Source organism: Pedobacter cryoconitis (assembly GCF_001590605.1).
Lineage (GTDB): Bacteria > Bacteroidota > Bacteroidia > Sphingobacteriales > Sphingobacteriaceae > Pedobacter > Pedobacter cryoconitis_A.
On sequence record NZ_CP014504.1, the window covers coordinates 4,776,393 to 4,802,316 of the forward strand.

The 25,924-nt window shown below is 38.6% G+C and carries 34 protein-coding genes; 6 read left to right on the forward strand and 28 right to left on the reverse strand.

Annotation, left to right across the window (positions count from 1 at the left end):
* Window position 1: 1 nt before the first annotated feature.
* Genes AY601_RS20030 through AY601_RS20045 form a run of 4 tightly spaced genes read right to left on the reverse strand, consistent with a single transcriptional unit; the run spans window position 2 to window position 7,414 of the window.
* Complete coding sequence (locus tag AY601_RS20030) at window positions 2-574, reverse strand: hypothetical protein (protein ID WP_068404419.1); 573 nt, start codon at window positions 572-574, stop codon at window positions 2-4.
* Window positions 574-1,899, reverse strand: a complete 1,326-nt coding sequence (locus AY601_RS20035) for a hypothetical protein (RefSeq protein WP_068404421.1) — start codon at window positions 1,897-1,899, stop codon at window positions 574-576. Before AY601_RS20035 ends, AY601_RS20030 begins: the two co-directional genes overlap by 1 nt.
* The gene (locus AY601_RS20040) at window positions 1,896-2,807 is read right to left on the reverse strand and encodes a hypothetical protein (protein WP_068404423.1); all 912 of its coding nucleotides are present in this window, start codon (window positions 2,805-2,807) and stop codon (window positions 1,896-1,898) included. The genes AY601_RS20035 and AY601_RS20040 overlap by 4 nt, the downstream gene beginning before the upstream one ends.
* Window positions 2,807-7,414, reverse strand: a complete 4,608-nt coding sequence (locus AY601_RS20045) for a hypothetical protein (protein ID WP_068404425.1) — start codon at window positions 7,412-7,414, stop codon at window positions 2,807-2,809. The genes AY601_RS20040 and AY601_RS20045 overlap by 1 nt, the downstream gene beginning before the upstream one ends.
* A 252-nt stretch (window positions 7,415-7,666) precedes the next feature.
* Here AY601_RS20045 and AY601_RS20050 point away from each other — a divergent pair, with 252 nt between their 5' ends.
* From AY601_RS20050 to AY601_RS20070, 5 genes are all read left to right on the forward strand, one after another.
* On the forward strand, window positions 7,667-7,969 hold the full coding sequence (locus AY601_RS20050; protein ID WP_157288026.1) for a hypothetical protein: 303 nt from the start codon (window positions 7,667-7,669) through the stop codon (window positions 7,967-7,969).
* Window positions 7,962-8,309: a hypothetical protein gene (locus AY601_RS20055; protein ID WP_068404429.1), complete on the forward strand. Its 348-nt coding sequence runs from the start codon at window positions 7,962-7,964 to the stop codon at window positions 8,307-8,309. The genes AY601_RS20050 and AY601_RS20055 overlap by 8 nt, the downstream gene beginning before the upstream one ends.
* A 5-nt stretch (window positions 8,310-8,314) precedes the next feature.
* A complete protein-coding gene (locus AY601_RS20060) occupies window positions 8,315-8,551 on the forward strand; it encodes a hypothetical protein (protein WP_068404431.1) in 237 nt (78 codons plus the stop codon).
* A gap of 144 nt (window positions 8,552-8,695) precedes the next feature.
* Window positions 8,696-10,120, forward strand: a complete 1,425-nt coding sequence (locus AY601_RS20065) for a hypothetical protein (RefSeq protein ID WP_068404433.1) — start codon at window positions 8,696-8,698, stop codon at window positions 10,118-10,120.
* A gap of 11 nt (window positions 10,121-10,131) precedes the next feature.
* Complete coding sequence (locus tag AY601_RS20070) at window positions 10,132-10,557, forward strand: hypothetical protein (RefSeq protein WP_157287942.1); 426 nt, start codon at window positions 10,132-10,134, stop codon at window positions 10,555-10,557.
* 124 nt (window positions 10,558-10,681) lie between these two features.
* Here AY601_RS20070 and AY601_RS20075 read toward each other — a convergent pair whose 3' ends face one another.
* The 20 genes from AY601_RS20075 to AY601_RS20175 form a co-directional block, all read right to left on the reverse strand.
* Window positions 10,682-10,933 carry a hypothetical protein gene (locus AY601_RS20075; RefSeq protein WP_068404435.1) on the reverse strand — a complete coding sequence of 84 codons (252 nt, stop codon included), beginning with the start codon at window positions 10,931-10,933 and terminating at the stop codon, window positions 10,682-10,684.
* Between the two features lie 189 nt (window positions 10,934-11,122).
* Entirely contained in the window at window positions 11,123-11,344 is a 222-nt protein-coding gene (locus AY601_RS20080) for a hypothetical protein (protein ID WP_068404437.1), read from the reverse strand.
* A 29-nt stretch (window positions 11,345-11,373) separates the two neighbouring features.
* On the reverse strand, window positions 11,374-11,832 hold the full coding sequence (locus AY601_RS20085; protein ID WP_068404439.1) for a transcriptional regulator: 459 nt from the start codon (window positions 11,830-11,832) through the stop codon (window positions 11,374-11,376).
* Window positions 11,833-11,873: 41 nt separating this feature from the next.
* Window positions 11,874-12,200, reverse strand: coding sequence for a hypothetical protein (locus tag AY601_RS20090; RefSeq protein WP_157288028.1), 327 nt, complete (start codon window positions 12,198-12,200; stop codon window positions 11,874-11,876).
* Window positions 12,201-12,380: 180 nt separating this feature from the next.
* Window positions 12,381-12,917: a hypothetical protein gene (locus tag AY601_RS20095; RefSeq protein WP_068404445.1), complete on the reverse strand. Its 537-nt coding sequence runs from the start codon at window positions 12,915-12,917 to the stop codon at window positions 12,381-12,383.
* Window positions 12,918-12,920: 3 nt separating this feature from the next.
* Complete coding sequence (locus tag AY601_RS20100; RefSeq protein ID WP_068404447.1) at window positions 12,921-13,244, reverse strand: hypothetical protein; 324 nt, start codon at window positions 13,242-13,244, stop codon at window positions 12,921-12,923.
* A gap of 108 nt (window positions 13,245-13,352) precedes the next feature.
* Complete coding sequence (locus tag AY601_RS20105; RefSeq protein ID WP_068404449.1) at window positions 13,353-14,120, reverse strand: hypothetical protein; 768 nt, start codon at window positions 14,118-14,120, stop codon at window positions 13,353-13,355.
* A 292-nt stretch (window positions 14,121-14,412) separates the two neighbouring features.
* The gene (locus AY601_RS20115) at window positions 14,413-14,811 is read right to left on the reverse strand and encodes a hypothetical protein (RefSeq protein WP_068404453.1); all 399 of its coding nucleotides are present in this window, start codon (window positions 14,809-14,811) and stop codon (window positions 14,413-14,415) included.
* Between the two features lie 78 nt (window positions 14,812-14,889).
* A complete protein-coding gene (locus tag AY601_RS20120; protein ID WP_068404455.1) occupies window positions 14,890-15,267 on the reverse strand; it encodes a hypothetical protein in 378 nt (125 codons plus the stop codon).
* A gap of 34 nt (window positions 15,268-15,301) precedes the next feature.
* Window positions 15,302-15,547 (reverse strand): hypothetical protein, encoded by a 246-nt coding sequence (locus AY601_RS20125; protein WP_068404457.1) that lies wholly within the window; start codon window positions 15,545-15,547, stop codon window positions 15,302-15,304.
* Between the two features lie 256 nt (window positions 15,548-15,803).
* Window positions 15,804-15,983: a hypothetical protein gene (locus AY601_RS20130; RefSeq protein WP_157288030.1), complete on the reverse strand. Its 180-nt coding sequence runs from the start codon at window positions 15,981-15,983 to the stop codon at window positions 15,804-15,806.
* Between the two features lie 41 nt (window positions 15,984-16,024).
* On the reverse strand, window positions 16,025-16,486 hold the full coding sequence (locus AY601_RS20135; RefSeq protein WP_068404462.1) for a hypothetical protein: 462 nt from the start codon (window positions 16,484-16,486) through the stop codon (window positions 16,025-16,027).
* Window positions 16,487-16,550: 64 nt separating this feature from the next.
* Complete coding sequence (locus AY601_RS20140; protein ID WP_068404465.1) at window positions 16,551-17,081, reverse strand: hypothetical protein; 531 nt, start codon at window positions 17,079-17,081, stop codon at window positions 16,551-16,553.
* Window positions 17,082-17,127: 46 nt separating this feature from the next.
* Window positions 17,128-17,535, reverse strand: coding sequence for a hypothetical protein (locus AY601_RS20145; RefSeq protein ID WP_068404467.1), 408 nt, complete (start codon window positions 17,533-17,535; stop codon window positions 17,128-17,130).
* Between the two features lies 1 nt (window position 17,536).
* Entirely contained in the window at window positions 17,537-18,082 is a 546-nt protein-coding gene (locus tag AY601_RS20150) for a hypothetical protein (protein ID WP_068404469.1), read from the reverse strand.
* Window positions 18,079-18,387 (reverse strand): hypothetical protein, encoded by a 309-nt coding sequence (locus AY601_RS20155; protein ID WP_157288032.1) that lies wholly within the window; start codon window positions 18,385-18,387, stop codon window positions 18,079-18,081. Before AY601_RS20155 ends, AY601_RS20150 begins: the two co-directional genes overlap by 4 nt.
* 23 nt (window positions 18,388-18,410) lie before the next feature.
* Window positions 18,411-18,734, reverse strand: a complete 324-nt coding sequence (locus AY601_RS20160) for a DUF6706 family protein (protein ID WP_068404474.1) — start codon at window positions 18,732-18,734, stop codon at window positions 18,411-18,413.
* Window positions 18,735-18,736: 2 nt separating this feature from the next.
* Window positions 18,737-19,837, reverse strand: coding sequence for a major capsid protein (locus tag AY601_RS20165; RefSeq protein WP_068404476.1), 1,101 nt, complete (start codon window positions 19,835-19,837; stop codon window positions 18,737-18,739).
* A 32-nt stretch (window positions 19,838-19,869) separates the two neighbouring features.
* Window positions 19,870-20,247 carry a hypothetical protein gene (locus tag AY601_RS20170; RefSeq protein ID WP_068404478.1) on the reverse strand — a complete coding sequence of 126 codons (378 nt, stop codon included), beginning with the start codon at window positions 20,245-20,247 and terminating at the stop codon, window positions 19,870-19,872.
* An 11-nt stretch (window positions 20,248-20,258) separates the two neighbouring features.
* Window positions 20,259-20,921: a hypothetical protein gene (locus AY601_RS20175; protein ID WP_068404480.1), complete on the reverse strand. Its 663-nt coding sequence runs from the start codon at window positions 20,919-20,921 to the stop codon at window positions 20,259-20,261.
* Between the two features lie 157 nt (window positions 20,922-21,078).
* Between AY601_RS20175 and AY601_RS20180 the strand changes: the two genes are divergently transcribed.
* A complete protein-coding gene (locus AY601_RS20180; RefSeq protein WP_068404482.1) occupies window positions 21,079-21,792 on the forward strand; it encodes a hypothetical protein in 714 nt (237 codons plus the stop codon).
* On the opposite strand, the gene AY601_RS20185 is transcribed toward AY601_RS20180, so the two are convergent.
* The 4 genes from AY601_RS20185 to AY601_RS20200 are packed head-to-tail and all read right to left on the reverse strand — an operon-like array spanning window position 21,789 to window position 25,924.
* Window positions 21,789-22,853 (reverse strand): hypothetical protein, encoded by a 1,065-nt coding sequence (locus AY601_RS20185; RefSeq protein ID WP_068404484.1) that lies wholly within the window; start codon window positions 22,851-22,853, stop codon window positions 21,789-21,791. The genes AY601_RS20180 and AY601_RS20185 overlap by 4 nt on opposite strands.
* Before the next feature lie 3 nt (window positions 22,854-22,856).
* Entirely contained in the window at window positions 22,857-23,093 is a 237-nt protein-coding gene (locus AY601_RS20190) for a hypothetical protein (protein WP_068404487.1), read from the reverse strand.
* A 15-nt stretch (window positions 23,094-23,108) separates the two neighbouring features.
* Entirely contained in the window at window positions 23,109-24,608 is a 1,500-nt protein-coding gene (locus AY601_RS20195; RefSeq protein WP_068404489.1) for a phage portal protein, read from the reverse strand.
* An 11-nt stretch (window positions 24,609-24,619) separates the two neighbouring features.
* Window positions 24,620-25,924: a PBSX family phage terminase large subunit gene (locus AY601_RS20200; RefSeq protein WP_068404491.1), complete on the reverse strand. Its 1,305-nt coding sequence runs from the start codon at window positions 25,922-25,924 to the stop codon at window positions 24,620-24,622.

Consider the following 25,924-nt stretch of genomic DNA (forward strand, 5'->3'; position numbering starts at 1 on the left):
GTTAAAGTTCTTTGATGATAAATGCGCTCAAAAAAGCGTAATTACTGTTACCTAATCCAGCTATGGAATAGGTAATATTACCTGAAGCATCAGGGCTAACAGACTCGAAGTAACATTTATAAATTGCATCCGTGTCGTTAGCAACAATTTTTTGGACACCCCCTAGAATATGGCTCTGTTGACCATAAGAAATATCATATGTATTTGGATAAGTAGCAAAAATGAAGGTGTATTGTTTGCTGGGATTCAGGCCCTGGAACTGCATATTTTTTGTTGTAGATAGTTCTATGTATAGATTGGCATCTAAAACCGCGTCAGGAAAATCCGGATCATTCACCGGGTGCGATATGTAGCCGTATGAAACAATGGCTGATACTGAATTAACTTCAATTAATTTAATCGTAGTCGCTGCACCTGTTGTATCCTTAAAAACGCCATGCGTAGCAAGTGGAACCCACTTATTCCAAGCTGCAATTGTTGAATGCGAATCATCCTCAACACTCACTTTTATAATTCGTCCAGTGGGAGCAGTAATGTTATTTTTTAAAGCTGCAAACATCATTTTTCTAATCATTAGCTTGCTTGATTTATACAGTAAGTAATTGTGGTTGAACTCAGGTAGTGACAATAGATGTAATTAATAACACCAGTAACATAGTTACCAGAGCCTGTTAACTTTTTGAAATTCGCATCAAGTGTTGGCGCTGTACCTGAGTTGTGGATGACTAAAACTACTACCCCTATAATTGCTCCTGTTGCAGATCTTGTTATGTTTCCTGTAACAGGGGTTGAAATACTTCCACAAATTGCATCCACAGAAAATGTCAACACAGTTGATGTTGTTGTAGCCGGAGCTATGTTCGCTTTTAAGTTTAATGCAGCCTGACCGGCTATACTTATAGGCTTATTTGGATCGGAAGTGTTATCGGCATCTGGTAATCCAACATGAGTTTTTGTTACACCGGAAACTGTTCCTGTAAATGTTGGATTATTTATGGGTGCTTTAGTCCCGAGTTGCGTATAAATATCTGCTATACTGCCAGCAAGCTTCTGAAATGCTGTAAGTATCCGATCAGTGGCGTTTATGGCGGAGTGCCCAGCATTAGCAGCAAAATCAGTAAGAACATTTAAAAGTACCCTTGTGTTTGTGAAATACTTATTGGTATTTCCTTCAGGAACTTCATCAGTTGTTCCTGGGCTAGCCACAAGTCTAACATATACAGAACCTGACCAGCGATATTGCCAGTTATTATCTATGGTTACATAAATTTTACCTTTCTCTCCTATAGTAGGCATATACGCCATGGATTGAACCTCAATAACATCATCAACATATGAAGGTAATTGTTCCGGGAGCAATTTTAGATCTGGCCCTAAATCTGCCTTATATAACAATGCTGCATTTACTGTTGACGTATCTGCTTTTCCTGATATATCCTGATTTGTTACACCAGCAAGGCGGGTAATTTCTGAATCTAATATTAGAGACTTATTTGCAACCCTTGTTACCAGGTTACTTAAATCCTGATCACCTGAATTTGATCCAGTAACGGCTGTAGCACCAAGCTTGGATAATATGGTTTCCTTTGTCTCTGAAGATCCTCCGCCTGTAATTGGTAAATCACCAGATCCTAAAATGGACTGTCCACCAAATGTTTTAATATTTAATCCGCTACTTAACTTTTCCTGGTAAGCTGACAACGATGCAGTCGTTGCGTAATAGGATAAAGACTGAGATGTCGCATATGCGGTTAATTGTTCAGGGATAACTAACCCTTTTCGTAGGTCGGAAACTAATATATAAAATAACTTCCCGTCAGTTGCTCTTGCTACAAAAGCTTTTTCAGTACCAATTGGTTCAGAAATTTTTGTTGCGTTATCTGGAAATATAAAACTCATATTCTTACTCTTATTGTGTTACCATTATTGTCTGTTATTAATTCACCCAGATTATTAACTAAATCCGTAAAAGGATCTATAATGCCATCCTCGATCAACTTGCATTCGACTATCCCAGAAAATAAACCTTGATTTGAATACAATGAGTCAACCGTAAACCCGTCTTTCACAAAGAATGATCTCAATTTATCATTGCGTGCGGATAGTGTTCGTAACCCTGGTGCAGCTAACAAAGCCTGCAGGCTCATGATTTTAGAACGGAACTCTGCGTAAGTCGACTGCTTAATGAAAAGTTTAAGAATAAGTTCAGGAGCTACGGTATTTGTGATTTGATATGCTTCCTTGCCGTAAGCAATTGCATCCATTGATTTAGGGGCCGGCCTGTTTCTTCTATCTCCTGATAATTCCAGTTGATCAGCTCCAAGGCTCTTAAAACTCACTCCATCAATACCAAATCCAGCATCATTGCCAGTTGGAATAACTCCTGACATATCTACAATAGGTTCTCTGAAAGGAATGGTGATCTTTAAAAACGTATCGTGGATAAACTCAGCTGTTACCGAACCATTCACATATACATTGAAAGTGCCCCATTTACATTCCAACGGTACAAGACCAGTGAAGGTATCGATCAATGATACTAAGCCTTCACGTTTGAATTCACAGTCAACTCTATCCGTGCCTTTGATGTAGCCCGTTAAATTCAAATCACGCCCTGAAAAACCACCAAGAGAAATATCTTCAGCACTTACGTAAGGTTCAATTCCTACCTCACCTGCCCAGTCAAAGAAAGTATCACCAAACCTGCCAGGCATATTAAGAAAACCAGACAATCCGATATTACTGCCCGGTTGTTGACCTGGTTCAAAACCGAAATCTGACAGAGGTATATTTTTAAGCTTATACATTATACCTTTACCCCTCCATTTCTCATTAACTGATCGATAGAATCACCGTTCACTACTTTAGTGTTGATGATGATCTGATCAAGCTTAGCAGACAGACCATCAGTATTATCAGCCGTACGGCCGGTATACGCCTCAATTCTGATGAGGGAATTAAGTTGAGCAGTATTTATTGCCAGAATATCTTTCGCTGTTAATGAAGTGCCTTTTTGAACATCATATTGAGCCTGTGAAATTCCAAGCATCTTGTTAGCCGTTCCCTCTGTAATAGCTTCGCCAACGATAGCACCGGAAATACCATTTTTAACACCTGGCTTAGCATCAACACCAGTAATCTTTTCAATGTTATTTAAATATGCATCTGCATCAAGACCCAACTTAATATACTTTTCTTTCAAAGCCGCAATCTGAGCTTCGCTCGGAGTTCCCGCCTCCATCATGCTTGCCAATTCTTCGTAGAATGGCTGCAAGGCATCATCAAGATATTTTGCTTTAAAAGTATTCAGCAAAGCATTTCGCATGATCTCCTCAAAAGAATCTCCAAAGTCTTTAGCAGACCTCTTACCGTTTTCAAATAATGACTTAAGACCATCAGCAAGCCCAGAGGTGGATGTTCCTGTAAGCAACTCACCTAACTGTTTCTTAAGTTCATCAGCCGATATACCAGCAGCTTCAAGCTCTTCACGGAGAGATTTTAAGTTATCAAAATTTGTCTTTTCAGAACCAACAAGCTTACCTTCGGCATCCTTCCTTGCTAATGCGTCATAGTCAGATCCGGTAAGCGAGGCCATGATATCCCATGTTTTCGCTTTACGGAGCCAGGTACCATGCTCATAGCCCATCCCCTCTTTAGAAGATCCTCCTTGAAGAGCATTAAATATCTTATCATAAGCGGCCTGTATTTGGGGAGATTGCTTTTTTATAGCTTCCAGCTGATCAACAATCGCGCGATAAGAGTTTTTACCTCTCGCCACAGAATCAAGTTCCCTTCTACGAAGCAAGGCCTGGTAATCACTTTCACCCTTTATTGCTGCGGCATAAAAGTCCTCCACCTCTTTACGAGCGGCCGCATTCATCTCACGCACTTTTTTACCCATACTGAATAATCCAGCAGCAGCACTGATAGCTTTAGTAACACCGCCAATAATATCACCTGTGGCAAAGGAAGCAACTGATCCGGATGCATTCGAAGCAACATTCAATAATTCTCCAATTGAACCAATAGTGTAAGCGAGATCATCATTTAGCCCCTCAAGAGAAGAGGCTAAATCACCAAATGCAGCAGCCATTTGACCAGCTGCTGAAGATATATCACCGGCAACATCTGACGTATCTCCGCTAAATAAACCTTTAGTTTCACCAGACCTCCCAGAACTACCTTTATCTATTAGCTCTTGTATTACTAATAATTCTTTTTTATACTTTTTAGCCTCTTCAGTTCCTTCAATAAGAGGATTGCTCAATGAGTCTAATAATAATTGTTTACGATCGTTAAGTGTATTTTTATTACTTGCACTGATGCCAAGATCCAATTTCGCATTCAGCTCATCAATATGTTTCTGAACATTAGTAGCAACATCAGCAGGAATATCTGCGCCTTTTAAAATATTGCTTGCTGCTTTTATCTCAGCTTTTAATGAGCTTCGGGTATAAGTTATGGTTTCCTCCGCCAGTCTTTTATATATCTCGGTTTTTTGGAAGGCAGTAGTGGTTGCGGATTTAATTTCTTCATCCCTACGATTTGATAATTCAATTTTTTGAGCATCAGTAATTCCTGTACCTAATGATTTTGCTATAGTAGCATACTTTTCACGTATAACTAAAATATTCTGCTCATGAGACATAGCGGCAGATTTAGCTTCAACATATTGCTGGTCTTGTTTAACCTGTATATCATTCAGGAATTTAACAGCAGCATCATACTTTTCCTTTTCTCCACCAGTGAGTGTTTGCCCGGTTGCCTGAGCTACTGAAAATTTTAGGACAATGCCGGCATAGGTTTCTTGTACCTTTTTAAGATAATTATTTACAATATCAAGCTCCTCAGCATAACGTTTCTTTGCTGCGTCTTCTCCAAATTGCTTTTTATAATTTTCAAATTGCTCAAATAACGCCTTCTCCTTGATAAGCTCTAATTCTGCTGCTGCCGTATTTTGTCTGAAAGTAAGATCTTTAATAGCGGCCGTCCGGATCGGTTCTATAGATGAAGTATTTTGCTTTGGCCCTAATACAGCAGTAGCCCTGGCTGCACCATACTTCTTGGCATAAGCATCATATTTTCTACCCTGCTGCTCAATGTCAAAAGCAAGCTTTTTAAATTCATCTACAATAGCTGAACGAGCTTCCTGTTCTTTAGTAAGGCCGTTACGAGCAAACTTATCCTTTAGAACCTGCATACGTTGCTGTAATGATTCCTGTGCACTTAAAGCAGCCGCATCAGCTCTTTCTTGGCGATCTTTTTCTCTTTGAAGTTTCTCTGCAGCTTTTCTCTCCGCAGCTTCAGCCTTACCGTCACTAACTTTATTGATAATTTTAAAATTATCATTCTCCTTTTGGCGTTTTTTCAATAGCTCACCACTGTCAGCGGCTAATAATGCCTCCTGTTGAGCAATTGTACGAGAGATATCCTGGTATTTAGTAATTATATCCTTTTTCTCTTTTTCAGTAGCACGTCTTATCTCATTTTGACCACCAGCAAAACTACCTCCTAATCCACCGCCACCTATAGATGCAACAGGTATCATGATTTTACCTGTTTTAGCAAGCTCATCCATTTGACTTTTCAGTGGAGAAATGCTTTTAGTCAGGTCGCCTATTCTTTCAGTAGTTTTTTTAATACGATCTTCATTCAAAGCCTGTAAAACCAGTATTTGTTGGGCAATAAAATCACGAGCTCTATCAGTACTTATGGCCATAGCGTTACCATACTTATCAAACTGTGTAATAGCTCCAGGTATCTCATCACTCACCTGGCCAATTGCATCTTTTAACAAGGTCTGCTCAATTTTACTCAACTTAGCAACCCCGCCATTCTTAGCAGCTTTTTCAGTAAGCTGATCATACTTATCAAGTAGAGGTTCTATATTTCTTTGCAGGTTTTTAACAGATAAACCTGTATCATAAAACTCCTTATTAGCCTCCCTGAGAGAATCGTAGTTCATTACCAGATTGATCTTCTGGCCTACCATTTCTTTGATATTAGCAATACGAGTAGCAAATTGCGCCATCTTATCAGCCGATGTCATAGTGACATCACCCATAGATTTCAACTTTTCATTAACTACATTGGCAACTGCTGTTTGAAAATCACCTGTCTTTTTGATTTCAGCACGGAGCTGTATTTGTGATATCTGTAAGTTATCCAGGATAAGAAGGGATTTACGGCCTAATCCGTTAACGAAACTATCTGTTAAGTAAGTCACGTCTTGTCCAGTTTGCCGGGAGACTTTACCCGCCAGCTCTAAACCTTTTGCGAGAAGCTCCGGGGCAATCTGAAAGTTTTTAGCACGCAAGGCCGCAGCCATCAGGTCAATGTCAGATGTCGCTCCCCTAGTTGCAGTTCTGAGAATCTGTAATGTTTTTCCGTTATCAAGTTTAGCAAATGCCTCACGAATACCTTCGCCTCTTGCTGCGAGTTCTCTGGCTTCTTTTGCCCACGAAATAATAACCTGAGCACTGAAGGCTGCAAGAATAGCAGCACCAATGGATTTCAATGTATTCAGGAAACTATTGGCAGGTGCTTCTGCCTGCTTAATCTTATTTCCGAGCTCATCGAACCCCTTCTTACCTGCATTAGAAAGTTTTTCTAGTGCTATAGTTATTTCTTCAATTTTTCTATTTAAAGTGACAAAAGATTCAGGAGCCTTAGCATAGTTAAGTTGGTCTTGAAAGTATTTTAAACGAGTTGTTAAAATCTCCTGCTGACCGATGGTAGACTTAATTCTATTTCCAAGCTCATCATAACCTCGTTTACCAATATTTCCAAGTTTGACGATTTCAGCCTGAGCGTCTTGAATCCTTTTGGTATATTCAGCAATTACAGCAGGATCAGTTGATCCACCTCTAATTTGTTTACTATTTTGAATATCTGCTTCTAAATCTTTTTGAGCTATGATAGCATTTTTAATGGCCTCAGTAGTTTTGTTTGTTCCATCAGCGGCGGCATTTGTAGCCTGAGTTGCTGCGGCTCCAAATGCCGTAGCTTCACTTGCGGCCTTATTAAATTCCGCAGCAGCACCTACTGGCAATCCGGTTATGGGCCTGCTCTCCGCATTGATCTGCTGATCCTGCGGAGAGGTAATCATTTGAACAGGCTTGATTTGTAAACCGGTAACCGAATCAAAAGCACTCTTTTTTCTTTTTATAGCTTCAGTAGCACGATCGTGCGCCTTAGTCTCCTCATTGACTGCATCAATCACGCTCTTTGACGATTTGGATTGATCTTCAGTAACCTTTACAGCCTTCTGTCTTGATTTAGCCTCTCCATCTACACCTTTACTGATCTCTTTAGATGCTTGTGCTCCAGTTTGAGCTGCCGCTTTACCGGCATTAGCTAAAGTCTTTTTTAGATCACTATCGTCACCACTTATCTTAAAATTTAATTCAGGCATGGAGCTAAATTACCAAGCGGTAATACAGCGTAACAACAACAGATTTGACAATGTCATACATTGTCAAGTAATTGCCTTATAATAAAGAAAAGTGCTTTATTAAAACGATATTAAGCTAACTTTTTTAGTTTAATTACTAATTATATTAGTTTTTTAAACTGATTTGTGTTTAGCTTTGAAGACTATTATTTCAACTATATGCCAGCACTTGATTATAGATATACATTGGATCTTCTACGCCATAAGCTTATTATGAAAGTAAGACTCAATGAAAGGATAAATAATAACGTTTATCATAAGCTAAAATTTATAGAGGTCACAGAACAAGCTATTACTTTCCACTTGGACGAACTCAGTGAAAAGTATATACTGGTTAACGTAACTCCCGATTTGGAAAAATACGCTTTACAGTTTATTGAATTTATAAAACCGGTACTCAAGGATTTTTTAAGAGAGATTAATTATGGAGGCACTACATTCAGAATTGTATTCAAACATAAGGGTGATAAAATTGAAAAGGTGTTTACCGTTTTAAATAAAGATGACCATGGATAAGCCGGCTTGGATGGAAGATAGGACTAAGGAGCGTGATTATAACGCTAAATTGGTTTATTCAAAGGACGCATATCACTCAGGATGCTGGATATACTCAGAACGAACAGGAAAACTTTATACGCCTCGGGAATTTTTAGAGTCAGATGAAGTCATCAGTTGGAAAAGAGGTGAAGAAGAAAAGGGCATATTCACTATTTTAGATCCTCGTAAATTTCGATACTTGATCTTGGAGAATGTGAAAAATCAAACTGAGGAAGCTATCAACCTGGAGAAGAGAATCGATGAATACTATGAGATGTCACCTCGACCAAAAAACAAAAAGCCAAAATTTAACGTTTGATTATTATGGAACCTTTCGTTTTAACATTAGCCGAAAACATCCACATTGATGTTGTTCCTGCTCATTTAAACGGAAAGGATCTTGTTTACCATTTATTCATTGACGGTAAGGCACACGGATGTTTAATTCCCTACATAGATGATAATGCTCAGCTCGCATGGAGAACAGATGACAATATAGACCAGGTGTTAGTCCAGACTATTGGCCGTATGATTGATCATTATGAGCAATTTGATTCATAAGGATGATCAAAAACCACGATAAGTGAAAGAAAGAATACGGGTTTCCGTATTTGCCTGATTTTCACCACGACAAAACCTCATTTGGCGTAAAAGAAAAAACTAAGCTCAGTTTAATTACGATACTTGATTAAATCTAAATTAAGTATGAGAAAACAATTTTTATTAAAACATCTATTTTTAGTTGTTCCTATAATGCTCTTTTTACATTCATGTAAAAAAGACAATGTACCGGAAGTCACCAAAGACCAAAATTCAACACAATCTCTTGTAGATATTGCTAAGTCTTCACTTGAAAAACAATCACTGGCGGGAAGTCCGCTATTGAGCAACTTAAAATCCATTGGCATGGCGCCAGACTGGTCGAATATCAAGACTAGCATAAATAGTGAAAATAAAACCGTTCTCGCTATTCCTCTTGAACAAACAGCTAATTCATTCTCTGAATTAAATGTGATCGTAACCAATGGATTGCCACATGAGGTAATCAAAAAATATACTGTGTCGAATGACAATTCAATATTATTAGAGTTTTATGCCTTAAATGGTAGGTTACTAAAAGCAGGGCAGTATGATGCAACATCAGGCAAATTCCAATTGGCAAAGTCAATAACTAACAGCGTTATCTTATACGAGCAAAAAAATAAACTCGGTAGTAATGGTAATTTATTTTTGTTGTTAGCTAATAATAAAACAAAAATATCCACGGGAGTCAAAACTGTTGCCGTAAACGGCATCCATGACCTTGAAGAAGTTGAAATTGAAGGGCAAGGCCCAGCCACACCAGAAATCGGAGATCCTCAGGGGCCTTCAAATGATAATGGTTATGGGCCTGTTGACTATTATCCTGTCGAACCCGTACCTCCATCAGGTGGATCAGCAGGCGGGGAAGATTCGGATCCATCCGCAAATTTTGTAAACAAAATTGACGATACGAAGCTAAAGGACTGTTTCAAAAAGGTTTTGGAAAATTTAAAGAATATAGATAGAGCTTGTTTACCTAATTTAGTTAAAGTCTTTTCTGGAAATACACCAGGATATAATTGGATAATGCAAGATGGAAACACATCAGTAAATAATGGCGTCACAAACGCTTCGTATAACAGAACTACTGCGAGTGCGACGACAACATTCAATTCCGATAATTTTAAAGGCGGCAGTGACTTGGCTATTGCTAAAACAATTCTTCATGAATCAGTGCATGCTTACTTAGTCGCTTATTTTGGTGTTGATAATATTTCCGCACAACAAACATATTCCCAATATTTTGAAGCGTACAATAAATCGACACGCCCTGATCTCAACGACCTGCAGCATAACGAAATGGTAAGAAACTTTATTGGTAGTGTAGCAGGTAACCTTATATCTTACGGAAAAAATCAAGGATATAATTTGCCCGATCAGTTTTATTATGACCTATCTTGGGGCGGTTTACAAGAAACTTCTGCATTCAAAAATTTAACTCCAGACGTACAGAAAAGAATTCTGAATGTAATTAAAATAGAACAAAGTGGAATAGACGTTGATGGGAATCAAAGTAAACCGAAAGGAAATACTTCTGGTGGATGCTAAATACAAAAACTATGATTAATAGAAATTTAATTCGATCAATAATTTTAACTACTCTAGTGTACACTGCTTTTACAGGATGCGTAACAAAGCAGGGATTAATAAAAAAGACACAAGGTAATTATGATATAAGTATAACAAAATCCAATTCTAATGGAGACCCTTTTTTTTATGGTGTTATAAAGGAATATAAGACAAATGACCCATTGAATGGTGGTATAATCAAAATTGATAATAAGATCATCAACAAAGTAAATAACGCGGGTAAATTTGAGTTCAACATAAAATCCGGAAGACATACTTTCACTAGTATGCTTATGGGATACTATATTCTGAAATCCGAAAATATCAAAGTATTTAATGGAGATACTATTAAAATTGATTTTTATCTTAAACCGGATACTACCACTAAACTTATCGAACCAAAAATAAATAGATAGAGGAAGAGATAATTCATCGGATAGACCATAACCGAAAAAGGGATTTGAGGTAAACTTAAATCCCTTTTTCGGTTAATAATTCTTGATAAAGTTATATGCCTTGATTAAAAACATAATTTTTAATTTATGTTGCGTCGTTCGATAAATGAAGCCATGGACCAGATGGTAACTCGTCCATAGGTAGCCACCTCACCACATCCGCTGACATGCAGTAAATATTTGACAGGCCATCGTTATCAGGTTGTTCATAGACCGCCTGCTCAATAGCGTTATAATAGCCCTTACGCCATATACCTTTCAATTCCTCAATAACTATTTGAAATTGTATGTGTTGCTGATTAGCTGGCAAGCAGCTTTCGTCCAAAATAACTTCCATATATTTATTAAATTGTTACTAAATATAATGTTTTAATAGAACCATTTTCAATTTTAAGCAATCATTTCACAGGAAGGAAACTTTAAAAGAAATTCTGATTTAGAAAAATTGAATGTCATTTTGGGTGAAAATAAAAAAGCCTATCATTGCTGAAAGGATACTTACTAGGTACTCTGGCAATAGTTTATTTTAATCTTTAACTGTAATTTGATTACGCTCTACATAGAAATCAAAATCCTCAACCGTAAATCCTGATGTTGAGCTGGTGAAATCAGTGATGTAGAATTTATAAAATGATCTCAAATGAGCTCTTATGTCTTTCTGGGTATCCCTGCCAACACTCCTCAGCTCATTTAAATATTTCTTAATCTCTGTCGCTTCTTTACTGGTAAAAACTGATCTGCCTTTCATGCTGATAATTTACGTTTTATTAACTTGAACTACCTAGTAAAATAATAATAAAACATAGCCTTAACCGGTTGACTCATTGGCCTTGTACCGTTAATCCACGCAGAAAGGTTAGTTTTATCAATACCAGTTTCTTTTACCAAGTCCTTGATCTTAACACCTGTCCTTAGCATTTCCGCAGCCACCCATGCCGGGTCAGCTATATCGACAATAGGCTCCTCAAAAGGCACTGCGTGAACAACAATGTGAAGATTACCTGTAACAGTACTAAAAAGCTCCTTAGTTCTCTCAATTAACGTTTTCCTATCTGCATAGTTTCCAGATAAAGACTTTTCCTGTACCACTCTGATTGTAATACCTGGCACTATTGATACAATTTTAAAAGTGATATTCGAATACTTTAAATGCATTGCTGCACCAGCCTCTAATTTTGCGATTTCTTCCGGACTGTAATGAAGTTCCAGTTTATGTACGTTTTTAATTACACCCATGATATAATTTTTTTAAAGGGAGGTTTTACCCTCCCTATTTGTTAAAGGAATTTTAAGTAGTTGGTTTCAATGTTGTAGATCGCAATTTGTTTGTTTTCTACACCTGCTTTGGTTGCCTCATCTTCATTATAAAAGATCATTACAGCATCCCAATAAAACAGTTTTTCTTCTTTCCAACCCCCTATCGTTTGTGAGGTTTTTAATGCCACCTCTAAGGCTTTTTTTAACCCATCCACACCAAAGCAGTTCTGAGTATCTTTGTTTGCAACTACCCAACCTCTTGTAACTGGTTGCAAGTTTGTGGTGGTTACCGTGAACCCATTCGGGTTTTCTTCGGCAATTTGTTTTAATCTTTCGATTATATTCATGTTGCTTTGGCATTTATATTCCGGAGCCAACCGGGTTTTAAGATGTTAAAGAACTGCGTCGTTTCGACATAACAAAAATAGATAAAAGTTTGTAAATAACAAACTTTTATCTATTTTATTTTTAATTATTTTTGAAGTATTATTTATCTTCTGAATTGCTGTTTGTTGTCTTTCATGGACTTAATCTTTATGGTTATAATTATATTGCTTATCGTAAATGGATTCAATATGGCCTTTGATATGAAGCCTACGCAGAGCTGAATACATAAGGGCATGTTCAGCTATCATGTTCTGTTTGAACCCCTGATGTCGTAACTCCTTTTCATGAATAGATGGTGCTGTTTTGATACAATAACCATTATATGGATTGTGGACACATCTAACAGTCTTTCCAACCCATATTAATCCCCATCCTTCAGGTAAATCTTCAATCTTTATCAATCCATCAGGACACATGTACATCCGATATTTACCCATACCTTTTGAGGGATCTTTTCGAAATTCCTTTTTCTTATCACAAAGAAAATCTGAACGACTTACTTTTACCTCAACCAGGACAGAGTGTCCCCATGATCCAAAACCGATAACATCAGGGTATTCTGAATTTATAGAATTAAGCTCTTTAAATGCAACTCCGCAACTGCCATTTCTCAAAACCAATTTATGAGCCAATGGAATTAACATTTTATGGGTAAACACGTTCTCAAGAATACTCATTGGTTATGGTTTAGGTGCTCCCGGTTCGACAATCTTGTAATAGTGAGTAGCAAAGAAATAATTCACCTCGTCAACCTCTTTAGTGATATTTATGTTAATCTCATCGCCGATGCCAGTATCCTGATTGAACACGTAAAGCATATACCTGCCTTTAGTCAGTGGATCACCAAACTTGCAGGGTATCCACTTAGGAATAAACTGGTCAGCGTATTCTTCTGCTATATCCAATACTGCGCTTACGGGATAGCTCATTTCTTCCATTTTTTCACCAAATGATTTTGGTCTCTGGTTATTAAATGGACGAATAATCTCAAATATTGTTTTCATAATTATTATTTAATCTGTGCATTCACACGGTTTATTTATGTTACACTGTTCTATTTGATACTTTCTAAGTAGAAGACCGAATTTTATAGCGGATTGATGTTCAGTTGCCTAAACACCATCAGCTTTCATTTGCTTAAATATTGGCGCAAGCTCTGAAAGCGATATAGATTGGGCGACCTTATTCCTTGTGATCCTATGGATAGTAAAATCCACTTGGTTTTCCATATCAATACCCTCATTATACACGTCAGGACGCAGAACATAAGTTACATACCAATGAAGCAACCCCGCCTTAAGACAACCAATACAATTAGCATGAATAAAAGTCCTATAGGTTATAGGTGGAGCAATTCCAATTTGATTTGTATCTGTAATTCTTAGGTTTTCAAAAGCAATTGGAAAAGCTGTTTTGTAACCTACCCCCCCCATAATACTGCTTCTCCTCTGTATCCTGTCTTTCTCAGTATCATCAAAGCCATAATATAAAATACAATCTTTTTGAGTTTCAAATAAAGTATCGTATGTAGGGAAATTATACTCTAAATACTGTAAAAAAGGTGCTGTTTTTAATCTATTTGTACATAACGCTTGGCTAGTCCTAAAATCCGTAATAGCATTGGCTTTTATACATACTTCAAATTGACTAGGAATCAAATTTGGATCTGAAACATAGTTAATATTAGCGTAAGTAATTGGCAATCCTAAATAATCAGCTACCTCCTTTTTGAATCTTTTAATATCTTCAGCTTCGTACTTCGGATTTATATCGTGATTCAAAAGAATTACATTATCCTTACCAAACATTTCAACACAATAAATACTAACTATAGCGGACGCATGTCCACCAGAAAAACAGATTAAATGTTTTTTTTTCATAGTTCAATGGAATTTCTTATCTCTGAATGATCCGGAAAGGATTCAACGGATCTGGCCTTATCTGCCTTATCCAGCTCACCGGCAACGTAGATAGTAAGGCATGTCATGAACATCATAACAGCGATGATAATTAATACTTTTGCCCCAGCGCTAGTTAGCGGCAGGTTATCCTCACCGTTAAGGTGCTCACTCTCTTCTAATCTATTCATGACCTTTACCAGTTGAAAAGCCCGGCACCTAAAAACCCCGCCTTGTTAGGGCAGGGTATGTTAACATTACTTTGATAATTTTGTTAAGGGAAAAAAGTTGCTCCTTCTGGAAATTTGACCTGGCCAGGCTTCACATCGAATAGTAGTACATGCCCGTTATGATCTACACCCTCATACCATATCACGCTATATCCTCCAGGATGACAGCTTGCGTATTGTCCGCAATTGCATACTCCTGAGTTGTGAGGAAATGTAGTGGGGTTGTTAGGATAGCCCCAATTACTTTCGTCTAATGGATTGCCCGGGTCGAAAGTAACCGGAGGCTCTCCGGTTCCGGGTAAATCCCATCTGATTCCTGCTGTAGCTTTGTTTTCCTTTAATTCCCTGTAAGACTTCTTTTCTGGCTGTGGCTGCTCTTCTTTTTTGCAACTCGCTCCTAGAGCGATTACAAGGGCTAATGCCCATATTAACTTGATTTTCATTCTACCTTCCTATCCCCGCTTATTTCTAAGCAGGGTGGACTTATAAAAACTGAAATCTTATTTTCTTTTTTTTGAGCGCTACGATATCTGGTAATCCTTAGTAATACCTTGGGTATTTAGCCACTCACGGAAATCAGAAAGAAAATCTGGCATACTCATCGAATGAACACCACTTGTGCTCGTGTAAATGAACTTACCATGTTCATTTATATCCAACTCTTGAAGTAAGCAAAATTTGATTTCGTGCTTAAGATTTGGATCTGTTACGGGTATGCCTTTGCCGAACATATCAGCCTGAATGATTGACTGGGGTCTTACAAACGCTTTAACCATATCATCAACTTCTTTTTCTAACTTTTTAGAGTTATTGAGAGCAATACCGGATCTTGTCCGGAAGTACTCATTTTGTGCGGCCCGCATTTGCTGTACGGTTTCCGCTAATTTTACATAGTCCATTTTGCTTGCTTTAAAATGTGTGGTGATTAATTAATTATTGCCCTTCTGGTAATCTTTCAAAGTGGTAGTTCTTTTCATTGAAGAAGGTGCCTTTCAGTTTGGCTTCATGAGCTCTGATATCTCCACCCAGATCCATTCCTACCTGAGTCTTGCACCTGGTGATCAGGTTCAGACTTTCTTCTTCATCTTCATCAAATCGCTGAGCAATCTTTAATGCTTCTGGTAATGATATTACCCCGTTTACTGCTAAGTTTCTAAGCGCAGTCTGTACTCTATTCATATGATATAAAAATTCTTGTTAACAAAATAAGCGGAGGCACCCGCCCCCGCTATCAATCTTACCCACTACTCCTGCCCTTCTGGCACTTAATAAAAAAGTAAAGCCTTACCAGCTTTAATTAATCAACCTCACATTCCCTTTCTGCGTTTCAAACATCGCACTATTACTTTATATTACCAAATGGTAATATAAAGTAATTTACAAAAGCCTGTAAATCAAATAGATTAAATTTACCTAATGGTAATAAAAAGTAATATTAATTCATACCAGAGAGCTTCTTACCGAAATCGAAGAAACTCATGCCAGCCCCGGAAGTACCTTTAATTCCAGTCTCTTTACTGTCGCCTGGATTAATAGTTGCATTGAGCATCATCACATCTATATATCGCTTATCCATGACTTTATCCATATCATCATAATGCCAGTACTTCATCATAGGCCCCATAACACCCCATGGTGAATCATGGCCTGGGTATGTTACATTAGACTTAGCTTTCCCGCTAATTCCATACAGCCGAAAAAAGATTGTACGTCTAACCTCCGGTAGACTTCTTCTATAGCGGCTTTAAGTTCTGTATTCGTGAACTCGTCAGCGATCGTGTTTATCAAATATTTTGGAGCTGGTGTTTTTTTGTTTTGAATGGCAGTGGCCAAATATGCTGCCATCTGGTAGGTGTTTTCGTGGACAATTTCAAAAGTTTGTTCCACATTCCCATCCTTATTGCTTTCAGTACTTAATCCATTTGCAAATGCTGTAAGCGTGTAATTGGTGGACATTTTAAGCCCTCTCAAATAAAGCATTTCATATTTAGGGTTCATTATCCTAAGAAAGATTAATACGCGCTCAAACACATTCCTTGGGGCCATCTTAACCGTCTTCAATGGAGTAGGGATATCCAGGATATGAGACAGAATACCGTCTTTTTCTTGTTTATTCATTTTAAAATATAGTTCTACAAAAAAGCCTGGAATTAACCAGGCTTTTTAATATTAAAAATCAATTTTAGGTTGCTGGGATGAATTTGAATCCCCATGGACTCATTGCTTCACCCGCAGCGTTAGCTGGTGTGGTCGCTTCACCTTCATAGCTTAATGCCACAAATCCTTTTTTAGTGAAGTTATTGGCAATACCTGCATTACCCGCGGCAACCGGAATACTCAACTGGAATTTCTGACCTTCAAATGGAAGGGAAGTAAATCTCACAGCAAGCTGTATAATACCTGGATTTGCAGGATAATCAAATTCTTTAGCGGTTGCATCCCACGTTCCACCAAGTAACAAGGCAGCTTTAGGGCCATCAATATCTATAGATTTAAAGGAGAATTTTGCACCATCTGTTTCCCCGGGCAAAACATAACGGACCCCACCCTTATCTTCTACTCTTATTTTAATTTTTTCTAACGGTGGCACTGCAAATGATACAGAGTCATCCTCAATATCCACAATCTTAATCCATCCCGTCGTTGGCATTGCTCCGTTAACACCAATCGGTGCTAACTCAATGCTCTCTACCCCATTAACTCCTTGTGGCATAATTTTAATTTTATTGTTTAAATAATCCCTGTTACCAGGCTTAATTTTATTTTAGTAATGTTGTAAACTCAACTTGAATATTGCTAAACCAGTTGTTATCATCCGGATAAGGCATACCTGGTACTTTAATAGTGAACCAATAATCATATCCCCGGTAATCCTTAAGCGCAGAAACAACTATATCCGTAATCCTAATCAATCGATCTTCATCAGGTTGAGTTGAATCATTTGTAAGGTTAAGATTAGGCACATGGATGTTGACATTGATCACACCTTCCTGTACCTGCTCTGCGTTCATAATAAAGACCCTGACAACTATGTCTTCCTTCAAACTATCCTTTGGCCTTCTGTTTTTAAATATGCCTCCTGTTAGGGAAGAAGTATTTATGACATCAGCCGCTATAAGTCGGTTAAAGATTGATTCCTGTGCGGACAATGCTGTTGTTGTTCCCATATTATGCAGCAAATGCTGTTTCCACGTTTTGAAATGCAATTGATAATATCTTCTGAGCACCCAATGTGCTACCAGTGATTACATCATATCCAAGGGCCTCAACCCAACTTGCATACTCCATTCCTGCTACTGTAATTATTGCCCAACCCGTTTTATAATCTTCACCTAACTTTTGTGCATAAGCTGTTCCTAAGGCTAATCCAGCACTCTTATCTGTGCCTTTGGATGACAACTGGAAATCTTGATAGACAAGCTCTCCGTCGTACATTAGAATAAAACCTATTGAACTTCTTAGATTTCCAGTATCATCATTAAAGCCAGGTGAATCCGAACCAAGTTGCGCTCTGGTTTCTCCTTTAGCATACGCTAATGAGTTTATTGCCTCCCGATAGTTATCATCTGGAATCTTAGACCTTGCATCCCTCACAAACTGCAATCCGACTTGTATAAGCTCATTCTGAGTAACCTTAATTATACGGGCCATCTCTTCCTTTACTAACTTGTCGAAATCACCCTTTGTAAAACTATTTTCCAGATTAAACTTCATATCCAGCCTAATATGCTACGTAAACCAATTTGATAACCCTGAAGCTCTCCATTAAATAGCAACTCATCCCTTACGCCGGTGATCTTCACGAGGGCATTCTTTTCAGGGAGATCTTGTGTACTAATCGGAAAACCTAAGTCATATGAATACTCAGTTAAAATTCCATCCTTGTTGGGTTTCTTTTTACCGGACCTATTAGGCTGAGCTCTACACTCAATCACTACATCAAGACCAGGCTGACCAACAATCCATTGACCAGTTGACTGATCATAGACATCTGGGGTAGCCTTAGTCGTGTATGTCATCTTATGTATGTATTGCTCATTCATTACCAGGGTGATCTACCGGTTACCGTATTTTCCTTTTCTGCCAACTCATCAACAAGGCCGTAGCGTTTAATGATGATCAGACGAAGTTTTAACAAATCATCCATATCATGCTCAGTCACCTGGTAATCCAGTTCCTTAACACTCTTTGGACTCATTGCAATGGTGAGTATAAGCCCTGCAAGAGCCACCTCAACAGGTTTGATGTTATCCGGAACTACATAGGTGGCATCCGCATCCAGATTGTTCTTCAGCAGTGCCAATTCCAATGTTATTTCGGGCATCGGCCTGTTTAGTTCGGCTTGCAGGGCTTTTAAATTGGTCATGCTTATGCAGCTAATTTGGTTTTCAGGATGTGAATATTTTTAGAGTTATTCAATACAGGAGTAGCATAAGCCACTGCTTTAGTGATAACTGTAATAGGATCTTCCTCTCCCCATGTTTTCAAAAGGACAATACCAGATTTGGTTTTCTGTGCAACCCCAGCATTAACATATTCATCCGCTGATGTAGTATACTGGGTGTTTCCTAACGTTGGAAGTTCGTGGAAAGTCACATTTCCCTCTTCCCATCCAGTAATCTGAGTCTGAGATCCGTCTTTACCTTCTTGAACCATTGCTGATTCCCAAATTTTGATGATCGGTAACTTCTGTCTTTTCAGTGCAAGATTAACTGTATCCAAATCAGGAAGCTGCTGAAGATTTAAAGCATTGACAACATAAGTAGCGCAGAATTTCTGAACCTTTTCGTTTGCAGCGAAGTTTTCAAATGTATCCTCCTCCATGGTCATATACTGCAATACTCTGTTTTTTGCTTTAGCAGCTTTCTTCCGTGTTCTGATGTCAGCAATAGGATCTGCATCAGCTGCTGACCAGTCTTTTGCAGCATTAACAAGCTGATCGGCAGGAATTCCAAAATCAACATCAATTTTAGTTTGAACACCAGCCTCATTGTTAATTAATGTAAGGCTATACTTTCCTTTTGAGGCGATCTGTTTTGCAATCCACTCTAAACGGGCATTTACACCATCTACAGCAAATGTTTGGTCTTCATAATGCCAATCCAAAATGCGTTGCATAGCCTGTTTTTTAGTAGGCCCATCTGGAAGTAAACGAACAGCATTTTCAAGACTTCTTAAAGTATTGAAATCAGTTTCCATTTTATCCCTTGCAATTTCAATCTTTGGGATATCACCTGATATCTTAGTTGGTAAATTACGACCTTTTCTCGGTGCTCGGCTATTGAAAGCCACTACATCGGCCATAACTTTAGCACCGAACTCCGCCTCAATACCTGACCATCTAAGGTCTGGCTGATATAGCAAAGGAAAAACGCTCTGATAAGGCAGTATGTCAAACGGAAACGTTTGAATATATGCCTGAGCATCAGCCTGCCTGAAAGCAGGTACTAATTCTTGTACATTTATCATTATTTAAATGTTAATAATTTTGAATCTGTTAATTATACCAAAGTGATCTTAGGTAAAGCGGTAGCTAATGCTGCGGCTTTTGATTTCTCATTAGCCGGCAATGCTTTTAACCTTGCGGTACCCAATAAACCTACACCGACAACCGCATTGTCTTCGATGAACACGTCTCTCAATGACAAGCCCAATATTTGCAAGCCTGCAATTGGTGCCGCCGGATCCAATACCACACGGCCGAGGCCGGTAGCTGTCATCTTACCGATACATGTTCCTTCCGGCATATAGCCATTGACACCCGCGGTGTAGGCAGTGAAATCCATCACTAAGCCGCCAGCAAGCGTATCACCTACGTTCTCCCAGACTACTTTTTTAAAGCCTTGAGTTCCCTCTCTTTTAATCCCCGTCAATCCCATTATATAGACTTTTAGTTAGCCTTAGCAGCAGCCGTAGCGGCGCGTTCAGCAATTAATTCTTTCATTGCTGGCGATACCTCTTTCTCGTCAGCTCCTTTTGCAGGCACATACCCTTTTGGTGGGGCATCTCCGCCTAATCCTGCATCACTTGCTCCCTGAATAGCAGAAGCTGCATCAGTTTCACTTTCAGCAAGGAATTCGTCAAACTCTTCTTGCGTTTCAAACTTCATCCTTGCGAAATCTTTAAGAGCCTTTGCTTTATAAACTTCAGGTGTCTTTTCAAGCTTCGCCAGTAATAAGTCTTTACGTGTTATAGCTACCTCTTTCGTTTGAACAGCAGCCAAACCCTGAGCTAATGTTTTTACCTGGTTCAAAAGCTCCAGCATAACCGGATCAGTTGTAGCAGGAACTGCTGGTTTTGGTTCTTCAACCGGAGTGATAGTTGAGTCTTCAACAGTCTTTGTTTTTTTTGCCTCAGTAACCTGGCGGTTAATCTCAGACTGCATTAATGAGGTCATGGGTTCAATAGCTGTAATTGCTGCAGTCATTTCCTCTGCTGTTGATTCTTCTGTGAGGTTCGGTGCTAAGTATTCAGCAAGACCCTCGATTGCTTTTTGGCTAAAACCCTTACTTGCAAATAAGGTTTTTAGCATTAAAATAAGTTTATTTTTCATTTGAATAGGTTTGAAAGCGATACCCCCAAAACGGGTTATTGCCTGCTTAAACCCAAAATTACCCAGCTGATTAGCCGGTATGAAGAAGCTGTTTTGACAATGTCATACATTGTCAAACAATTGGAAGATGTTTGTATATTGCAGAAAAAGCACTCTCATGTTATTTCAAGTATTCCCTTATCCTCCTGTCATCAAATCAATGACAGCAACAGATTCTTTGAAAAGAACTATAAACCTGATGCATCTGAAATTAGATAGCTTAGAAAAAGTAGTTTTAAAGACCGAGATAGGGTCTGGATTCTTTTCAGACGTTATTTCCACCAACCTTTATATGTTTGCTACCATAATTGGTTTAGCTGCGCTGATTAGCTGGGGATTTATTTCAGTGATATTAATTGCCCATAAGAAGAAAATAAATAAATCAATGATTGCAAGCTTAGCTTTGCAAGATGAAAAGTTAAGCAGAGAAAACAAGGAATTAAAAGAAGAATTAACATTAACCGCATTTGATGTTAATAGAGCAATGTTTAACATTGTCTCTTCTAAAAATGATCATGTTAATGCATTTGATTGGGGAATGTCGACATGTATATCGTTAATATTAGTAGAAGACTTTGAGCCAAATTTTCTTGAAATATGGCTCAAGATGGCTCAAGAACATTTGGATAAAATAGAATTAGGCTCACCGGCATTGAAGGATACTCTATCTAAAAATGCATCCAGACTTGATAACCTGTTAGATGTTAGTAGCGAAGTCGCTCAGAAGACCATTGAGGAGATTAGATCGAAGATGTATTTGACCGCCTACACACCACAACAACCGCCAGAAGATATCATGAAAGATATTCCGCCTTTACCAGAAATAATTTAAGTAACTTCATTTTTAAGCACAGTTGTGATAAATTTATCATTATCCTTCCACCAATAAGGTCGAGCTTTCCACCCTTCAACACGTTCGGCATTGGTGTTAATCCAAATGTTGAATTCTGGTGGTGGATCATTTATCTTTAAAGACACTTGAAGGTCCTTTACCGCTCCTGGAGTATCAAGACCTCGGGCAACAAGCTTTTGATACTTGGCCATCATTTCATCATCCATCAGGATAGGTATTTTGAAACATAGGCAGTTTGGATGCCATCCGTTCCAAACAAACCATACAGGATACTTTCCTTCAAGACTTTTGCACAGCTCACATCTGATCTTTGGCTTAGCGGTAGCAGAAAGACGTATCTCATAACCAAGCACCAAAGGATTATTCTCCCAAGCCGCTCCATCCGCAGCACGATATCCTCTATTTGTCTCAGTCCTGGCAAGTCTTTCACTATTCTTCGCAGCAGATCGGTACACACCTTGCCCTGGTTTATATGCTTCTGCTGGTTTAGAAAGTTTAAGATTGCCTCGTGAATTACGCACACGACGGAATAATTTATCAGGTTCATTAAGATTTTGACGTAACTCTCTGCCTATAGCCTTGGCTCCTTTACCTTCAGCTATGCCGATATCCATACTCATATCAACATTAATCTTGAATTGCTGCGCAGACTTCCATACGCGACTAGAAAGATCCATCCCGCCATCTTTACGAGCAATGAATGCCTCTAATCTGTTATGATTAGGATTAAACAAAGCTTTCCTAATTTGATCAGGGATTTTAAATCCGGATAAACGCCTTTCAAAGTATGCAATGTTCTTTTGATTGGAAATATCCCAGGAGAATCTTATACCATTTTCAATTCTGGCAGTTACGTTTTTACGGAATTGCTTTAATAAGAAATTAAGCTTACGCTGAACAACGGAAGTAGCGGCCCCAGACTCCACCAATGGTGCAATCTGAGAAATGATTGAATCATATTGCTTATTGATATAATTAACCACACGATCTTGCTCATTAAAGTGAAGCTTCTCGTACTTGTTATTGATTGGATTAGCCACTTATTAAATCAATGGAAAAGAGTCACCAACAATAAGTATAGGCATGGCATCATCCATCTGATCTTTTGTCGGGAAGGCTTTAATATCGATAACAATGCATGTAGGTCTAATTATTTTTTTTAATTCATGGTATTTACCATCGATCAGCAGAACATCGCCAATACTCATGTTAAAGTCCGCTGGAATATCTACCATTGGCATAATTTCATTTGATCTTGATAATTGCAGTTTATATCTCATATTTGTATAGTTTTATTAAACTTCTTCCTCTTCTTCAATCTCTTTACCAAGTGTATCCGCAGCAGCTTTGATCAATTTTATTTCAGCTTTTGGATCATCAGTAAGTCCGGCCATAGCTACAGCTGTCTCGATTGATGCAACTCCACCAGCAAGGGCTACGATACTGTCATCAATTGCCTCTCTTCGGTCATCAATTCTAAACAAAGTGAATTTTGGAGATATAGACATATTCTTGGCAGGCTCTAAAGGCTTATTTATAGCAATGCAAGCAGATTTCAGAAACGACAACTCTCTTTGAGCGCCTTCGCCATAAGCCCCATCAAGCTTATCCTGAGCGGCTAAATGCGGATCCATCAAAACGCGATCGAACGCTGCACCAGAAGGAGCGGCACCTATACCTGACATCTCCTTTACAGTAATATTTGGTGTTTGAGAGCATGTAAATATGAAGTCAACCAATGAGTCAATCTCTAATTTTATTGATACAGGAGCCTGCTCCCAGGTGACATACTTGATATCAGAATCCTTACCATCAAGCTCTAAAACTTTACCTCGTTCACCTTTTGCAGAGAAGCCTTTAATTATGCCTTTGGATACGAGGATAGGTGAACCGTTGTAATCATTGGTATCAGCAAAGTTTGACAAAACAATCTCAAGTCTGGTAATTTCAGATTGAACGTCTGCCCACTCCGGACGCTCCTGTGCATAATAAATAACAGGGATCTTGCCATAGGAATGTTTGATTTTTCTCTTCATCAACCATCCGCCTGAGACCTCCTCAAATAGGTAAATGAATGTTTCTGTGTATATATCGAAATGAACTACCTTTTCAGATGCTTTGTTTATAAGCTCCTTAGTAATCTGTAGACCAGTGATATCCATCAGTGTCTCATAGCGTCTACCGAAATACGATAAATTACCCAAACCATTGAACACCGGATAAAGCTTGTCGCCTTTCAGTGGACTGAGCACCTCCATACGCATTCTTTTTTTAGCTGTAGGTGCAAGATCTCCCCAGTAACCAGGTTCAACATTCTCACTATACCATAATGCAGCACACTGAAGCTCTGACATCATCCTTTTAGCAATCTCTTTAGCTTTGTATTGAACTTTATTGTCATCACGGCACCTCTTGATCATTGCCAGCAATGTTTCTTGCTGCACTCCAACTGGCTTACATTCAATTTCCATTTTGGCCACATTCATAAATGCAGCTCGCCTGGTAACTATTAACTTTTGAAGAGGGAGAGCAATACGATTAACCTCTTCAAGACTTGTGTTAATAATATCCTTTCCATTTGAATCCTTTACACCAGAGGGCTTTTGAACGGGCTTCTTTGGCCTTTTAGCTTCCTTGAATACATCATGTTCTGATGTATCATATTGCATAATTGCTTCATCTATTCCAGAAACTTTCTGGCCTATAGCTAAGACTAATTCAACAAGTGGTGTTTCATCAACCGCAACTTCTTCATCCACCCCAACAACTACCACATCATTATTTTTCTTTGCCATCCCTTTTCTCTTTATCCAAACACACTTAAAGCACTCAAATCACTATCTTGACCTTCTGTCAATTTACGGAACGCATAACGGGCGGCATCAATCGTGTGATTCCACTTATCGATTGGAATACCTGCCTTTTTATCGTTCCACTTATATTTTCGCAACTCTTTTTTTATGTTAACACTTCTTTCAGTTACAATGATCTTGTAATCATTCATTGCAGTAAGGCCGGCCTTTACGCTACCTGGTCCTTTCTCGCATTCGATGATGTTTAGGCCTAGCTTATGCAAATCTTCAATCAATCTATCCTCTGCACTATCACCAACAATCAGGTCATCTTCAAAGCGTATCCGGCTTTTATTGATTTCATAAAGGTCATTCAGACCTAACTGTTTAGTATCGCAGTACTCTTCATCCAGATAGATGATCATTCGTTTACGATCAACAGCGACATTGATCAACGTATCAGGGTCTACTGAGAACCCGTAATCTTGACCATAACAATGAGGCAGAGCGTGATTGAATTCGCCTTCTTCCCAGTTAGGCAGAATAACACCTTCGGCAATATCGGACCATCTACCAATCACCTTTAAAGCATACTTGGTCATCTGGAAAGCAGCTTTGTTAAACACGCCGTTGATAGTGGCCTTAGCAATAGACTCTTCTTTTATCCTGGCAATTTCATTTAGAAACTGCTCACCCAGATTCTCTTCATTGTCATGGAAGGTTGTATGAATATGCAGCACATCAGGATGCGTACTTATCTGAACCATTACACCATCATAATCAACCAGCTTATGAGTGTTCTCAATGTACTTTTTGTACACAAAGTGCTCACCATCGCTCGGGTTCATGATCAGTATGCACCTATTCTGGATATCCTTCTGTCTGATTGATAACCGCAGCGTGTCGTAATCTTCCTCCTCCTGCCATTCCTCCATCTCGTCACCGACAAAGGTTGTGATACCCTGAATGGACTTTAGATTTGCGGTCTGGTTACCTGAAGATGTCTTAATACCGCGAAATAGGATCTTACTTCCAGAGAACTTGTTAAGGATCTCTGTTTTGGTAGATTTAAATTTGCTTTTAAAACCATCCAGCTCAATCTTCTGTTCAAACTCCGGGATTACAGATATACTTGCTGCGGTAAGCGTATACCGGCACATCAAGATGATATGCCTTATTTGAAATGTTAACCTTTCAATGAACGTTGCGGCGTTAAAGGACTTTCCAGATCCCCTTCCACCAGTAATTAATATTATAAACTTCTTCTTATCGGTGTACAGTGGCCGGTAAGGCTTCTGTACCTTGATATTCCCCGCCAT